Origin of the sequence: Pseudoalteromonas sp. L1 (assembly GCF_021728095.1) — a bacterium.
In the GTDB taxonomy this organism is placed as follows: Bacteria; Pseudomonadota; Gammaproteobacteria; order Enterobacterales; family Alteromonadaceae; genus Pseudoalteromonas.
On record NZ_JAKKCT010000010.1, the window covers coordinates 25,551 to 41,560 of the forward strand.

Below are 16,010 nucleotides of genomic sequence, written 5' to 3' on the forward strand. Positions count from 1 at the left end.
AGCTCTTATTTCTCGTGTTGGTGGTTAATATGATTTTTTGCCGGTACGGGATCATCCCCACCAGCATGTAAAGGGTGGCATTTTAATATGCGTTTAACAGCTAACCAACTGCCTTTTACACTTCCATGCAAATTAATTGCTTGAATAGCATAACTTGAGCAGGTTGGGTTAAAACGACAATGCGGGCCTAATAACGGGCTTATCCACTTTTGATAGCCACGTATAAGCATGACTAAACAGCGCTTTGGAATAGCAACAAGTGGTTTAAGTAACCTCATGATGTGTCAGCCCCTGCGTTAATTTAGTCAATGGATACCATGAATTTAAATTCCCAATGTAGAATTTTAAATGCATGATTAAAAGGTGAGCTAAAGATACCCTAATTAAGCCTGTAATTCTATTGCTATCAGGCTTGTTTATTAGATTTAGCCGATTTATTGGGGCGTTTTTTAAAAGGAGGTGGTTTTGGAGCACCTGGCTTGCAGCGTTCATTAATTTTTCGCCACAATTTATTCAATTGTTTGGTTAGCTCTTCGTTTGACTGCTCATCAATACCGCTTTTAACCATGAGCACTATATCAATGTTATCGAGTTTATGTTGATTTAAACGGAAACTTTCGCGAGCAAGGCGTTTAATTCGATTACGTTGACAGGCTTTTTTAACGCGTTTTTTTGCAACCGTAAGACCTAATCGAGGATTAGTTTGGTCATTGCGTTTGGCTAATAAAGTAAAGAAAGGAGTCGCAGCGCGTGCTGGTTCATTAAAAATGCGGGAGTAATGCGAGGGAGTTAACAAACGTAACTCCCTGCTGAAGCTAAAGTCTTCCACTTATATATTAAGCAGAAAGTACTTTACGGCCTTTAGCACGACGACGAGCTAATACTTTACGGCCATTTGCTGATGCCATACGAGCACGGAAACCGTGTGTACGTTTGCGTTTTAAAACGCTAGGTTGAAAAGTTCTTTTCATAACAATTCCATCCGATCGGTTAAGGTTAAAACATCCTATGCAGGTCGCGATCCTGGCACAGGTGCCATTGCGAGCGCGAGATATTATAGATGAAGACCACAAAAGTCAATCATTAAAACGCTGCAGAGGTAGTAATTATAAAGGATCCTTTACCTTGATCATATAGGATCATCATAAATAAGAAGTTTTCCACAGCCTCTGTATAAAAAGTGAATAAAAGCTTGGGAAAAGTAAATTAGATCGTAGATTTCGATCGCGATCCGCCTGCAAATTTGCTATGATCAGTGTTCAGGCTTAAAAAATAAATACTCTATAAATCATGGTGTTACTTGTTTTTTTGCGCGAGATCATATTTTTCAGAAAAATCAATCTTGTACTTGTGGATAAAGTGCCTTCATAATAGTCGGTCTGGGTCGATAAAATCGGTCAAAGATTAGCAATAAATGTTTGATTTTCCATCATTTAAGATGAACGGGAATAAAATTAAATCTCTAGGAGTTTAATAGTGTATCTGTCGGTTTGGCAAAGTTGTTTATATGTATTGCAAGATGAATTGCCGTCGCAGCAATTCAGTATGTGGGTAAGACCACTTCAAGCAGAAAGTACCGAAGATACGTTAACTATATATGCACCAAATCGTTTTGTATTAGATTGGGTGAGAGAAAAATATTTAAACCGTATTAATGAATTGCTTGTTGAAATTTGTGGCGATGAAGCACCTGAACTTCGTTTTGATGTTGGTAGTAAGCCTATTCTAAATGCCCAAGCGGCAACGATGCCCGCTGCTGCTGAAGTAAGTGCGCCAGTGAATGCACAACACACAACTGAAAAACAACAGCCAAAGCCTGAGAAAAAAGCAGTAGAGCCTGCTCCTAAATCAGGCTATAAATCAAACATTAAAGAAAATTACACCTTTGATAGCTTCGTTGAAGGTAAATCAAACCAATTAGCAAAAGCTGCAGCGACTCAAGTTGCAGATAACCCAGGTTCAGCATTTAACCCTGTATTTATATATGGTGGTACTGGCTTAGGTAAAACGCATTTATTGCATGCTGTTGGTAACGGTATTATGGCTAATAAGCCAGACGCGAAAATTGTTTATATGCACTCAGAGCGATTTGTGCAAGACATGGTTAAAGCGCTACAAAATAATGCCATCGAAGAATTTAAACGTTATTACCGAAGTGTTGATGCATTGATGATCGATGATATTCAATTTTTCGCTAATAAAGAACGCTCACAAGAAGAGTTCTTTCATACCTTCAACGCTTTACTTGAAGGAAATCAACAGATTATATTAACTTCAGACCGCTATCCAAAAGAGATCGAAGGGGTTGAAGATCGCCTTAAATCACGTTTTGGTTGGGGCTTAACAATTGCTATTGAGCCGCCAGAACTTGAAACGCGCGTTGCTATTTTGATGAAAAAAGCGCAGCAAAGTAAAATAAATTTACCTCACGAAGTTGCCTTTTTTATCGCGAAAAAGTTACGCTCAAATGTGCGTGAATTAGAAGGGGCGTTAAACCGCGTTATTGCTAATGCAAATTTTACTGGTCGTCCAATTTCAATCGACTTTGTAAAAGAAGCGCTACGTGACTTACTTGCGCTGCAAGATAAACTGGTAACGATAGATAATATTCAACGTACTGTTGCTGAGTATTACCGTATTCGTGTGTCAGATTTACTATCTAAACGTCGTAGCCGTTCAGTCGCAAGACCACGCCAAGTGGCGATGGCATTGTCAAAAGAGCTAACAAATCATAGTTTACCTGAAATAGGTGATGCATTTGGTGGTCGTGATCACACAACTGTATTACACGCTTGTCGTAAAGTTAAATCACTACGTGATGAAAGCCACGAAGTGAAAGAAGATTATCAAAACTTAATAAGAACCTTGTCATCTTAAGGCCGACTTTATTATGCAAATAACAATATCAAGAGAGCAATTTTTAAAACCTTTAGTTCAAGTGTCAGGTGCGATTGAGCGTAAGCACACCTTACCAATTTTATCGAACGTTTTGTTAGTTGTTGAAAACGGGCAACTTTCAATGACAGGCACAGACCTTGAAATTGAGTTAGTGGCCAGTGTTTTTGTTGGTGAAGATACGGCAGATACCAAGCTAACTTTACCAGCTAAAAAATTACTCGATATTTGTAAAAGTTTACCCGATGGCTCTGACCTTACGTTAAGTAGCCAAGATCATCAGTTACTACTAACAAGTGGTAAAAGCCGTTTTTCTTTAACAACGTTGGCTGCTGAAGATTTTCCGAATCTTGAGCAGTGGGATGGTGAAGTTGAATTTCAACTAACACGTTTAGAGCTGCGTAAGCTTTTAGAAAGCACGCATTTTTCTATGGCGAATCAAGACGTCCGTTATTACTTGAACGGTATGTCATTTGAGGTTGATAACACAGATATTAAGACAGTGGCGACAGATGGTCACCGTTTGGCGATTGCACAAAAACAATTACCACAATCTTTAAATACGCAGCGTCAGTTAATTATTCCACGTAAAGGTGTGCAAGAAATTATGCGCCTAATGGTGGCTGATGATGAGCTAGTAACCATTCAATTTGGTGCTAACCATATTCGTATTATTGATACTGAATTTACGTTTACCAGTAAACTGGTTGATGGTCGTTTCCCTGATTATCGCCGTGTACTTCCTCGTGGAGGTGACAAAGTCATTACTGCTAACAGAGAGTGGTTACGTAGTGCTTTCCAACGTGTGTCTATTTTATCGAATGAAAAGTTCCGTGGAGTACGACTAAATCTGTCTGAAGGTTTATTGAAAATTACGGCAAATAACCCTGAGCAAGAACAAGCTGAAGAGGTAGTTGAAGTAATGTACCAAGGCGGCGAACTTGAAATTGGCTTTAACGTTTCTTACGTACTTGATGTGCTGAATACATTAAAAACCGAAGATGTAACGTTTACGCTTGCAGACTCTAATAGCAGTGCGCTAATTGAAGGTGCGGGCGACGAAGAAGCTATGTACGTTGTTATGCCGATGCGCCTATAAGCTTGTATGAGTTTAAGTCATTTAAGCCTCAATAATTTTCGTAATATTGAGGCGCTGACACTTGAGCCAGTAAATGGAATTAATATAATTTATGGCGAGAATGGCAGCGGAAAAACCAGCCTCCTTGAGGCGATATATTTCCTTTCTCATGGTAAATCATTTCGTACCGCCAAACATAAAAATATTATTCAGCATCAACAAGACAAGTTTGTGATTCATGGTCGCAAAGCGCTGCATGATTTGTCTATTCCGATTGGTATAAGTAAAAACCAAGCGGGTGAAACATCTTTAAAGATTCAGGGTAAAACGAGCCGTAAAATTTCTGAGTTAGCCCAGCTAGTACCTGTGCAAGTTATTACTCCAGAAAGCTATTCATTGTTTTTTGGTGGCCCAAAAGAGCGCAGAAAATTTCTCGATTTAGGATTGTTCCACGTGGAACATGACTTTTTTTATTTATGGCAATCCTTTAATAAAGTGCTTAAACAGCGTAATGCTTTATTGAAAAGTAAACCTAGAGATTATTTCGAACAGATCAAGTTTTGGGACAAAGAATTTGTTAGACTAGCTGAACAAATAAATAATTTAAGAATCGCGTATATAAGTAGGTTTAAGCAGCAGTTTTTTGATAAAATGTGTGCAGAATTAACGCTTGTAAGCGATTTAGAAATTAACTTTCATGCGGGCTGGAAAGAGAGTGAAACGCTCTCAGAGGCGCTTGAGCAAAGCTTTGAACGTGATGCCAAACAAGGTTTCACAAGTAAAGGTCCGCATAAAGCTGATTTTAGTTTTAGTGTTTCTGGTAACAGTGTAGAAAATACATTTTCTCGTGGTCAATTGAAGCTCTTGCTTTATGCGTTAAAAGTAACGCAAAATAGCTTAATTGAGTCAGAAACAGATAAGCAATCTATATTGCTAATAGATGACTTACCTTCAGAATTAGGTGAAGATACAAAAGAAAAAGTGGGTCAGCTTTTGACTCATTGCGATTCGCAACTTTTTATCTCATCAATTTTATCTGAAAGTATTTCTGCTGTGGTGGAACCCATGCAACGAGAACTAAAAATGTTCCACGTGAAACATGGCAACCTAATAACAAGATAAGTGGGATTAACCATGTCTGAGAATTACGATTCGTCGAGTATTAAAGTACTTAAAGGATTAGACGCTGTAAGAAAGCGTCCAGGAATGTATATAGGGGATACCGATGACGGTACAGGCCTTCACCACATGGTGTTTGAGGTTGTTGATAACTCTATCGATGAAGCCTTAGCTGGTCATTGTGATGATATTTTTGTAACGATTCACTTAGACGGTTCAGTCTCTGTAAGAGATAACGGTCGTGGTATTCCTACATCTATTCACGAAGAAGAGGGAGTGTCAGCGGCTGAAGTTATCATGACAGTACTTCATGCTGGTGGTAAGTTCGATGATAACTCATATAAAGTATCGGGCGGCTTACACGGCGTAGGTGTTTCGGTAGTAAACGCTCTTTCTGAAAAGCTTCAACTAACAATTCGCCGTGAAGGTAAAGTACATCAACAAACTTATACTATGGGTGTACCAGATGCGCCATTAGCTGTAATTGGTGATGCAACAGACACAGGTACTGAACTACGTTTCTGGCCAAGTGGTGAAACATTCACTGACCTTAACTTTCACTACGATATTTTAGCTAAGCGTCTACGTGAGCTTTCGTTCTTGAACTCAGGTGTAAGTATCATTCTTACTGATGAGCGTGAAGAATCTAAGAATGACCACTTCAAATATGACGGTGGTATCCAAGCATTCGTAGAATATCTAAACCGTAACAAAACACCTGTACATAAAAGTGTTTTCCACTTTACCCATGAGCGTGAAGAAGACGGTATTAGTGTAGAAGTTTCAATGCAGTGGAACGATGGTTTCCAAGAGAGCATTTACTGTTTCACAAACAACATTCCACAACGTGATGGTGGTACGCACTTAGCTGGCTTTAGAGCGGCATTAACGCGTACGCTAAATAACTACATGGAAAAAGAAGGCTTTAACAAAAAAGCAAAAACAACAAGCAATGCGACGGGCGATGATGCGCGTGAAGGCTTAACTGCGGTTGTAAGTGTTAAAGTTCCTGATCCTAAGTTCTCATCGCAAACTAAAGACAAACTAGTATCAAGTGAAGTTAAGTCTGCTGTAGAACAAGCAATGGCAGAAAAACTAACAGAGTTCTTATTAGAAAACCCTGTTGATGCGAAAACAGTTGTTGGCAAAATTATTGATGCAGCACGAGCTCGTGAAGCAGCGCGTAAAGCTCGTGAAATGACACGCCGTAAAGGTGCAATGGATTTAGCTGGTTTACCAGGTAAATTGGCAGACTGCCAAGAAAAAGATCCAGCACTTTCTGAACTATACATAGTGGAGGGTGACTCTGCAGGTGGTTCAGCTAAGCAGGGTCGTAACCGTAAAAACCAAGCTATCTTGCCACTTAAAGGTAAGATTCTTAACGTAGAAAAAGCACGCTTTGATAAGATGCTTTCTTCTCAAGAAGTCGCAACTCTCATTACAGCATTAGGGTGTGGCATTGGTCGTGATGAATATGACCCAGAAAAACTACGTTATCATCGTATCATTATCATGACCGATGCGGACGTGGATGGCTCTCACATTCGTACTTTACTACTGACTTTCTTCTATCGTCAAATGCCAGAGATTGTGGAGAAAGGCTTTATTTATATTGCACAACCGCCACTTTATAAAGTGAAAAAAGGTAAGCAAGAACGCTACATTAAAGATGACCCAGCGCTTGTTGATTACTTAACATCATTAGCATTAAACAATGCTGCACTTTATACAAGCGAAGGTGCATCTGCACTTGAAGGTGGAGAATTAGAAAGAATTGTTCACGACTATCAAAATACAGTTAAAGTGATTGAGCGCTTAAAACGTAAATATCCAAATTCGGTTATGGAACGTTTAATTTATCAAAGCGAAATTACCGAAGCTGATTTAGCAGATGAAGCAAAAGTTAAAGAGTGGACTAACATCCTTGTTGACGACTTAATTGCACGTGATGAAGATGCAACTATCTTCCACGCCGGCACTGAGCACGATACTGAGCGCAACATGTATTATCCTGTTGTGAATATTCGCCAGCATGGTGTGGATAAAGCACATGTACTAAACCATGACTTCATCACATCTCGTGACTACAAACGCATTGCAGCGACAGGCGTAAACATTGCTAACTTACTTGAAGAAGGCGCATATGTTCAACGTGGTGAAAAGACCTTAGCTGTTGATAACTTTGTGGATGCATTAGAGTGGTTGATCAATGAATCGAAGCGTGGTCTTTATATTCAACGTTATAAAGGACTTGGTGAGATGAACCCAGATCAGCTTTGGGAAACCACCATGGACCCAGATGCACGTCGCATGTTGAAAGTAACAATTGAAGATGCCGTAGCTGCAGACCAATTGTTCGCGACTCTAATGGGTGACCAAGTTGAGCCGCGTCGTGACTTCATCGAAACGAATGCGCTACGTGTAGTTAACCTAGACGTATAACGCTAAATTAAGAATTAAAAAGGAGCCTACAGGCTCCTTTTTTTATTGCTGAAAAAGCACAAACTGCTTAAAACCTTTCTGCACACAAGGTATACTGAGAGCAATTTTCAGACTAAACGCACCAGATACTATAAGCCAAATATGCAAAAATATGACGTTAAAACCTTCCAAGGTTTGATCCTGGCTTTACAGGACTATTGGGCACAGCAAGGCTGTGTGATTGCTCAACCACTCGATATGGAAGTGGGAGCAGGGACATTTCATCCGTTAACTTTCTTAAAGTCAATTGGCCCTGAGCCAATGTCGAGCGCGTATGTTCAACCATGCCGCCGTCCAACTGATGGTCGTTATGGTGAAAACCCGAACCGTTTACAGCACTACTACCAATTCCAAGTAGTATTAAAGCCATCACCAGAAAACATCCAGGAGCTGTATTTAGGCTCATTAGCTGCTGTTGGTATCGATACACTAACTGATGAAGTTCGCTTTGTAGAAGACAACTGGGAGTCACCTACATTAGGTGCTTGGGGTCTAGGTTGGGAGATCTGGTTAAACGGCATGGAAGTAACTCAGTTCACTTACTTCCAACAAGTTGGTGGATTAGAGTGCTCACCAGTAACCGGTGAAATCACTTATGGTCTTGAGCGTTTAGCAATGTATATTCAGGGCGTAGATAGTATCTATGACCTAGTATGGGCAGACGGTCCTATGGGTCGTGTGACATACGGTGATGTATTCCATCAAAATGAAGTAGAGCAGTCAGCTTATAACTTCGAACAAGCGGATGTTGAGTTCTTATTTGCACAGTTTGATCATTGTGAAAAAGAAAGCGAAAAGCTAATTGAAGCAGGCTTATCATTACCCGCTTATGAGCAAGTAATGAAAGCATCACATGCGTTTAATTTATTAGACGCTCGTCACGCTATCTCAGTAACAGAACGTCAACGTTATATCTTACGTGTTCGTGCTTTATCAAAAGCATGTGCGCAAAGTTACTATGATGCCCGTGAAGCTCTTGGTTTCCCGCTTTGTAAGGATTAAGAATTAGCATGTCAGCAGAAAATTTATTAGTAGAAATTGGCACTGAAGAGTTGCCACCGAAAGCACTTCGTAAACTTGCTGAGTCGTTTGCTGAGAACTTAGCAGCTGAGCTTGCAAGCTTAGAGTTAAATCATCAAGGCGTTAACTGGTACGCATCACCTCGTCGCTTAGGGTTACGTGTTACTGCACTTGAAGCTAAGCAAAGTGACAAGGTTGTAGAAAAGCGCGGCCCTGCAGTTGCAGCAGCGTTTGATGCCGATGGTAATCCAACTAAAGCAGCAATGGGTTGGGCTCGTGGTTGTGGTATCGATGTAAGCGATGCGCAAACACTAGAAACAGATAAAGGCGCTTGGTTATTACATAAAGCACAGGTTGAAGGTCAAGCAACGACATCGCTTATGAGTGATGCTGTAAACAAAGCACTTGCTAAATTACCTATCCCTAAACCAATGCGTTGGGGTGCAAATAAAACACAATTTATTCGCCCAGTGCACACTGCAACTATTTTGTTTGGTAGCACGCTAATCGAAGGTGAAATCCTTGGTAAGCAAGTTGGCAACCAATTACAAGGTCACCGTTTCCATCATCCAGAAAAAGTCGCAATCAACCACGCTGATGATGTGTTTGATGTGCTGAAATCTGCTTACGTTGTCGCTGACTTCGAAGCGCGTAAAGCACAAATTCGCGAACAGATTGAAGCAGCAGCTAGCGCTGTAAATGCAAAAGTAGCGATGGATGAAGACTTACTTGAAGAAGTAACATCGTTGGTAGAATGGCCAGTAACACTGACAGCAACATTCGAAGAAGCATTCTTAGATGTTCCTTCAGAAGCCCTAATCTATACCATGAAGGACGACCAGAAGTACTTCCCGTTATTAGACCAAGATGGCAACTTACTTAACAAGTTCCTGTTTGTTTCTAATATCGAAAGTAAAGATCCAAGTGTGGTCATTGCCGGTAACGAAAAAGTTGTTCGCCCTCGTTTAGCTGATGCACAGTTCTTCTACGAAACGGATAAGAAGAAAACGCTAGAGAGTCGCCTAGAATCGCTAGATACTGTTTTATTCCAAAAGCAACTTGGTACGCTGAAAGATAAATCTGAGCGTATTAGTGAACTTGCAGGTTACATTGCAGAGCAATTAGGTGCCGATGCCGAGCTTGCTAAGCGAGCAGGTTTATTAAGTAAAACAGACTTAATGACCGAAATGGTTATGGAGTTTACTGACGTACAAGGTGTAATGGGTATGCATTACGCTCGTCACGACGGTGAAGCCGAAGAAGTAGCGCTTGCGCAAAACGAACAATATATGCCACGCTTTGCGGGCGATAACTTACCAACAAATGTGATCAGCTGTGCTGTAGCAATTGCTGATAAGTTTGATACGCTGGTGGGTATTTTTGGTATTGGTCAAGCGCCAAAAGGCGACAAAGACCCATTTGCACTTCGCCGTGCTGCCATTGGTGCATTACGCATCATGGTAGAAAAATCATTACCGCTAGATATCTTAGACCTTGTTGCTAAGTCACAAACGCTATTCGGTGAAAAGCTAACAAACCTAAACGTATCAACAGATGTGTTTGAGTTTATGCTAGGCCGTTTCCGCGCATGGTATCAAGATGAAGGTATTGAAGTTGATGTCATTCAAGCTGTGCTAGCACGTCGTCCAACTAAACCAGTTGACTTCGACCGTCGTGTTAAAGCGGTAAGTCACTTCCGTACACTAGACGCAGCAGAAGCGCTTGCAGCAGCAAATAAACGTGTAAGCAACATCTTGGCTAAGAATGACATCACAACGCAAGGTGATGTAAATGAGAGCCTATTAAGCGATGATGCAGAAAAAGTATTAGCGTCACACGTTGCTAAGTTTGCAACTGAGCTTGCACCTCTATATGCAAATGGCGATTATCAAGAAGCATTGTCACAACTTGCGGGTATCCGTGAGAGTGTTGATAACTTCTTCGATAACGTCATGGTAATGGCAGATGATGAAGCGGTTAAACAAAACCGTTTAGCATTATTAAGTCAGTTAAGCCGTCTGTTTTTAGATATTGCTGATATTTCTGTACTTCAGAAGTAAGTAGTAGCCAATTAATAAAAGCCAGCTTTGTGCTGGCTTTTTAGTAGCATAAGGAACAGTAATGAAACGTGTAATTACTTTAGCATTAGCAGGTTTATTAACAGCCTGTACGAGCCAAATACAAATGCCAAGCATCGACGACATGCTGCCCAGCAAAGACTTAGATCGTACCATGTACTTGCGTGGCGACTTTACGTTATGGGATGCTGAACCACAATATATACTTGAGCAAGTTGCATCAGGTATCTTCCAAGCAGAAGTAACGTTCTCAACACCAGGGAAAGTCTATGAATTTAAAGTAGCTGATGCTAACTTTAGTCAAGGCTATAACTGTGGTTACAGTGACATGGACCCCGCAGGACAAGCACTATTATTAGGTCAGGCTGCCATCGCCGATTGTAATACTATTTACAACTACTTTAGTTTTAAACCAGCTACAAAAGGCGTGTATGTAGTGAGCTTTGATTACCGCAATAGTAATAAGCCAAAAGTGACAGTAACGAAGAAATAGCTTTAAGCTTTCAGCTGTCAGTTTTAAGCTGAATGAAGTTTATTTTAAGATAGGTGACAAGGAGGTCAAATGAACTATATGGAGATTGAATATATAACTAAAAATGAGTTTCAAAACATCCTAAAAGAAGCTGCTCTTTTATTTCAAGAGACCTATCGTTTTTATTATCAAAACTCAGAAGAAGGTCGATTACTATACCTATCTATAAAGAAACTTTTAAATCATTGTAATAGTGCATCAGTTATTTTGAATGGAACTTACTTTGAAGCTATCGAAAATAGTGACCAAGTAGATCATTCTTCAGCAAAGGTGTTACTGAGAAGTGCCTTAGAGATATATGTAACACTTACTTCGCTATATTGGTTTCAGGGAAATGAAAATTTAAGAGAAAAGGAATTCAGGTTTACAGTATTTAAATACTCTGGTTTGAAAAGTCGACAAAAACTAAATCATAATGATATTTCAAGTGATGAAGTGAGGAAAAAAATAAGCAAAGAAGCGATTGCAATGAAGAATTTAAAAAAGGTGATTGAATCTAAAGGGGCTGAATTAGGTAAGAGCAAAGCTCATATAAATAAAATTATTGAGAAAGGCTGGCAAGCAAGATCCATAACTAGTAGATTGGAAGAAACATCATTACCTAAATTCTTTAAAATGCAATATTCATATTTATGTGGCTTTTCACATTCTGGCTATGATTCATATGCTCAATTGGCTGAAGATGAAAATGGTATAAAAAAGAGAGTAAATACAGAAATGCTGTATTTCTTGATGTCATTCCTGCTTGCAAAATTAAACCAAGCTTTACTGTTCAACTTGAATGAAAATGTAGAAGTCAAAACTAGTTTGAATGAAACTTATAGACTGTTAAATAAATATGATATCAATCAGCCTTGTTAGCTTGTAGCTGATAGCTGATAGCTGATAGCTGATAGCTGATAGCTGATAGCTGATAGCTGATAGCTCGTTATAACCCTTTCTTCACTAAGTATCGATACGGTGCTTGCTCAACATCTTTAGCCACTAGCGTGTGATCCATAAAAGTACAAAAGCTTGGGATATCGCGGGTGGTTGATGGGTCATCGGCGATGATAAGTAAGGTTTCGCCATCTTTCATTTTACGTACTGCGCCACGTACCATCATGACAGGTTCTGGACAACGTAGGCCAAGTGCATCTAATTGGTGATCGGGATTATCAAAACTCATGGCTGACCTTTTAGGTGAAAGAGACGATTAATAGGCGGCTATTTTAACTTTCTATTGCCGCCAGTTTCAATAACCGAAAGCAAAGCAAATAAAAAAGGCGCACTGAGTAATTCAGTACGCCTTTTTATCACCAAGATGTTTGGTGTGAGCTCGTTATTCTACGCGCTCAAATACAGTTGCAATACCTTGGCCTAAACCAATACACATAGTTGCTAGACCGTATTTAGCGTTCTTGTCTTCCATTAGGTGAACAAGCGTTGTGCTAATACGTGAACCAGAACAACCAAGTGGGTGACCAAGTGCAATTGCACCACCATTTAGGTTAACTTTTTCATCTACCACGTCCATCAGGCCTAGGTCTTTTAATACTGGTAGAGATTGCGCTGCGAACGCTTCGTTAAGCTCTGCAACATCGATATCGTCAATAGTGATACCTGCTTGTTGAAGTGCTTTTTGCGAGGCAGGAACAGGGCCGTAACCCATGATTGATGGATCGCAACCTGCCACAGCCATTGATTTAATACGCGCACGAATTGGTAAACCAAGCTCTTTAGCTTTCTCTTCGCTCATTACAAGCATTGCTGACGCGCCGTCAGAAAGTGCAGATGAAGTACCTGCAGTTACGCTACCTGATGCTGGATTGAATACAGGGCGTAGTTGCGATAAGCCTTCAACAGTTGTTTCTGGGCGGATTACTTCATCGTCTTCAACTAAAATTAAAGAACCATCTGCATCGTGACCTTCCATTGCTAGGATTTCACGACGGAAACGACCTTCAACTGTTGCAGCGTGTGCACGTTGGTGTGAGCGGTAAGCAAATTCGTCTTGTTGCTCGCGGCTAATGCCGTGCAGCGTTGCAAGGTACTCTGCTGTTAAACCCATTACGCCAGCAGCTTGTGCCACAGACGTTGATAAACCTGGGTGAAAATCATTACCGTGAGTCATAGGTACGTGACCCATGTGCTCAACACCACCAATGATGTAGGTATCACCAGCGCCAGTCATAATAGCGCGTGCTGCATCGTGTAATGCTTGCATTGATGAACCACATAGACGGTTAACTGTTACTGCTGGTACTGAGTGAGGGATACCGGCTAGTAGTGCTGCGTTACGAGCAATGTTAAAACCTTGCTCTAAAGTCTGTTGTACACAGCCCCAGTAAATATCATCAATTGATGCTGGATCAACGGCTGGGTTACGGTCTAACAAACCTTTCATTAAGTGAGCACTTAAATCTTCCGCACGCTTGTTTTTGAATACGCCGTTCTTTGAACGACCCATTGGTGTGCGGATACAATCTACGATTACTGGATTATTCATGTTAATTATCCTTCCACCTTATAGAATACACGGCCTTCTTCGGCCCACTTGCGAGTTTCATCAGATACTTGGTAAATCGCACCTAAGTGAGCGTACTTATCTGCTGTTGCAACAAAGTTCGCTAAACCAGTTTGATCTAAGTAACGGAATGCACCGCCTCTAAATGGAGGGAAACCAATGCCGTAAATTAGCGCCATGTCAGCTTCTTGTGGAGACGCTACGATACCTTCTTGTAAACAAAGTAGTACTTCGTTGATCATCGGGATCATACAACGGTCAATGATTTCTTGTTTGTCGAAATCTTTAGGTGCATCAGTGATAGCACTTAGTAACTCTGTTGCTGTTGCATCTTTTGCTTTTTTCAGGCGACCACGACGGTCTGGCGCGTATTGGTAGAAACCAGCACCATTTTTCTGACCAAAGCGTTTTTCGTTTGCAAATACAGTAACAGGGTCTTTATCTTGGCGAGCCATACGCTCAGGGAAACCATCTGCCATTACGCCAGTACAATGGTAAGCGGTATCGATACCTACAACATCAAGAAGATAGGCAGGACCCATTGGCCAACCAAATACATTTTCCATTACCTTATCAACTTTAGTGAAGTCAGCACCTTCAACAACAAGTTTGCTGAAACCTGCAAAGTAAGGGAAAAGTACGCGGTTTACAAAGAAGCCTGGGCAGTCGTTTACAACGATTGGTGATTTGCCCAGTTTTAATGCGTAATCAACAACCGCATTAATTGTTGCTTCTGATGTTTTTTCACCACGGATGATTTCTACTAATGGCATTTTTGGCACTGGGTTAAAGAAGTGCATACCACAGAAGTTTTCTGGTTTTTCAAGTGCAGATGCTAACTCGTCAATACGAATTGTTGAGGTATTTGAAGTTAGGATAGTGCCCGCTGGTAAATCTTTTTCAAGACCAGCAAGAACGGCTTGCTTCACTTTAGGGTTTTCAACCACGGCTTCAACAACGATGTCAGCGCTTTGTAGGTCTGCATCATTTAGCGTCGGTTTGATCTTGCCTAATGTAGCAACCATCTTTTCCATCGCCATATGGCCACGTTGTACTTTTTTACCAAGTAGCTTAGATGCTTCGCCCATACCTAAATCAAGTGCATCTTGGTTGATGTCTTTCATGATAATAGGTGTGCCTTTATAAGCAGACTGGTATGCAATACCGCCGCCCATAATACCTGCACCTAATACAGCGGCTTGTTTAATTTCAAGTTCACTGTGCTTAGCTTGCTTCTTCGCTTTACCTTTAATGTATTGGTCAGCTAAGAAAATACCGGTTTGTGCTGCTGCTTCGCTTGTTGCTGCAAGTTTTGCAAAGTTAGCGTTTTCAATCGCCATTGCTTCAGCGCGTTCACAGTTTGCTGCAGCTTTGATTGTTTTTACAGCCATAACAGGTGCTGGGTAGTGACCTTTTGTCTGACCCATTACCATGCCTTCCGCCATCGCAAAGCTCATACCTTGCTCAACACGGTTCATTTTCAGTGGCTGTAATTTTACTTGTCGTTTTGCTTGCCAATCTAGCTTGCCAGCAATTGCTTGCTCAAGTGTTGCAATACTTGACTCTAAAAGTTTGTCAGCACTAACTACTGCGTCAAATGCACCTACTTTTAGGGCATCCGCTGCACGGTTTTCTTTGCCTGTGGTGATCCATGTCATCGCATTATCAGCGCCAATAAGGCGTGGAAGGCGAACTGTGCCACCAAAACCAGGCATAATGCCTAATTTTACTTCAGGTAGACCAATTTTAGCGTTAGAGCTAGCAATACGATAATCGGTAGCAAGTGCCCACTCACATCCACCGCCAAGCGCCATGCCATTTACAGCACTTAGCGTTGGGAAAGGTAAATCTTCAATCGCGTCAAAAACGTCAGTAGCATTTTTGATCCATGCAACCAATTCTTCTTGCGGTTTAGTGAAAGTAGGTAAAAATTCGAAAATGTCGGCACCGATAATGAAATGATCTTTATCGCTGGTGAACACCATGCCTTTGATATCTGAGTTTGTTGCCAATTCTTTTAATGCTAAAGCGCAATCTTGCAAGGTTTGCTGCGAAAGTTTATTTACTGAGCCGTCTGCACAGAACTTAAACTCGGCGATGTTGTCCTTGATGAAAGCAACTTCAAATGAATCGCTTTTATATAACATTATTATTCTCCCTAGTTTATTAACTAAGACTGGTACGATGAGTTTGCATTTCAATCAGTGTGCTTGCTTTAAAATGAAAATGCAACGAAAAATTTACTGCGCTTTATCGCTATTGGTTAAAATATAGCTGGTTTGGTGCTAAGGTGTAGAAGAA

At 40.7% G+C, this 16,010-nt stretch carries 14 protein-coding genes; 8 read left to right on the forward strand and 6 right to left on the reverse strand.

The genetic code is table 11. The annotated features are described in order from the left end of the window. Nucleotides 1-5: 5 nt before the first annotated feature. From yidD to rpmH, 3 genes are all read right to left on the reverse strand, one after another. A complete protein-coding gene (gene yidD / locus L3V38_RS19590; protein ID WP_054563758.1) occupies nt 6-278 on the reverse strand; it encodes a membrane protein insertion efficiency factor YidD in 273 nt (90 codons plus the stop codon). 128 nt (nt 279-406) lie between these two features. Then, nucleotides 407-829 carry a ribonuclease P protein component gene (gene rnpA, locus L3V38_RS19595; RefSeq protein WP_058583673.1) on the reverse strand — a complete coding sequence of 141 codons (423 nt, stop codon included), beginning with the start codon at nt 827-829 and terminating at the stop codon, nt 407-409. 7 nt (nt 830-836) lie between these two features. After that, on the reverse strand, nt 837-971 hold the full coding sequence (rpmH, locus tag L3V38_RS19600) for a 50S ribosomal protein L34 (protein WP_045980711.1): 135 nt from the start codon (nt 969-971) through the stop codon (nt 837-839). A gap of 505 nt (nt 972-1,476) precedes the next feature. Here rpmH and dnaA point away from each other — a divergent pair. The 8 genes from dnaA (at nt 1,477) to L3V38_RS19640 (ending at nt 12,064) form a co-directional block, all read left to right on the forward strand. Further along, nucleotides 1,477-2,877, forward strand: coding sequence for a chromosomal replication initiator protein DnaA (gene dnaA, locus L3V38_RS19605; RefSeq protein ID WP_237120474.1), 1,401 nt, complete (start codon nt 1,477-1,479; stop codon nt 2,875-2,877). A gap of 13 nt (nt 2,878-2,890) precedes the next feature. Beyond that, nucleotides 2,891-3,994, forward strand: coding sequence for a DNA polymerase III subunit beta (gene dnaN, locus L3V38_RS19610; protein WP_130149247.1), 1,104 nt, complete (start codon nt 2,891-2,893; stop codon nt 3,992-3,994). A 6-nt stretch (nt 3,995-4,000) separates the two neighbouring features. Beyond that, a complete protein-coding gene (gene recF, locus L3V38_RS19615) occupies nt 4,001-5,095 on the forward strand; it encodes a DNA replication/repair protein RecF (RefSeq protein WP_054563761.1) in 1,095 nt (364 codons plus the stop codon). A gap of 12 nt (nt 5,096-5,107) precedes the next feature. Further along, entirely contained in the window at nt 5,108-7,534 is a 2,427-nt protein-coding gene (gene gyrB, locus L3V38_RS19620) for a DNA topoisomerase (ATP-hydrolyzing) subunit B (RefSeq protein ID WP_237120475.1), read from the forward strand. Between the two features lie 141 nt (nt 7,535-7,675). Then, the gene (glyQ, locus tag L3V38_RS19625) at nt 7,676-8,575 is read left to right on the forward strand and encodes a glycine--tRNA ligase subunit alpha (RefSeq protein WP_237120476.1); all 900 of its coding nucleotides are present in this window, start codon (nt 7,676-7,678) and stop codon (nt 8,573-8,575) included. A gap of 8 nt (nt 8,576-8,583) precedes the next feature. Then, nucleotides 8,584-10,653: a glycine--tRNA ligase subunit beta gene (gene glyS / locus L3V38_RS19630; RefSeq protein ID WP_237120477.1), complete on the forward strand. Its 2,070-nt coding sequence runs from the start codon at nt 8,584-8,586 to the stop codon at nt 10,651-10,653. A 61-nt stretch (nt 10,654-10,714) separates the two neighbouring features. Then, entirely contained in the window at nt 10,715-11,164 is a 450-nt protein-coding gene (locus tag L3V38_RS19635; protein ID WP_130149243.1) for a hypothetical protein, read from the forward strand. A 69-nt stretch (nt 11,165-11,233) separates the two neighbouring features. Then, nucleotides 11,234-12,064, forward strand: coding sequence for a DUF5677 domain-containing protein (locus L3V38_RS19640; RefSeq protein ID WP_237120478.1), 831 nt, complete (start codon nt 11,234-11,236; stop codon nt 12,062-12,064). 67 nt (nt 12,065-12,131) lie between these two features. On the opposite strand, the gene tusA is transcribed toward L3V38_RS19640, so the two are convergent. From tusA to fadB, 3 genes are all read right to left on the reverse strand, one after another. Continuing rightward, a complete protein-coding gene (tusA, locus tag L3V38_RS19645; protein ID WP_054554785.1) occupies nt 12,132-12,371 on the reverse strand; it encodes a sulfurtransferase TusA in 240 nt (79 codons plus the stop codon). A 153-nt stretch (nt 12,372-12,524) separates the two neighbouring features. Then, nucleotides 12,525-13,691: an acetyl-CoA C-acyltransferase FadA gene (gene fadA, locus L3V38_RS19650; RefSeq protein WP_062568452.1), complete on the reverse strand. Its 1,167-nt coding sequence runs from the start codon at nt 13,689-13,691 to the stop codon at nt 12,525-12,527. A gap of 5 nt (nt 13,692-13,696) precedes the next feature. After that, complete coding sequence (fadB, locus tag L3V38_RS19655) at nt 13,697-15,856, reverse strand: fatty acid oxidation complex subunit alpha FadB (RefSeq protein WP_237120479.1); 2,160 nt, start codon at nt 15,854-15,856, stop codon at nt 13,697-13,699. Nucleotides 15,857-16,010 lie beyond the last annotated feature (154 nt).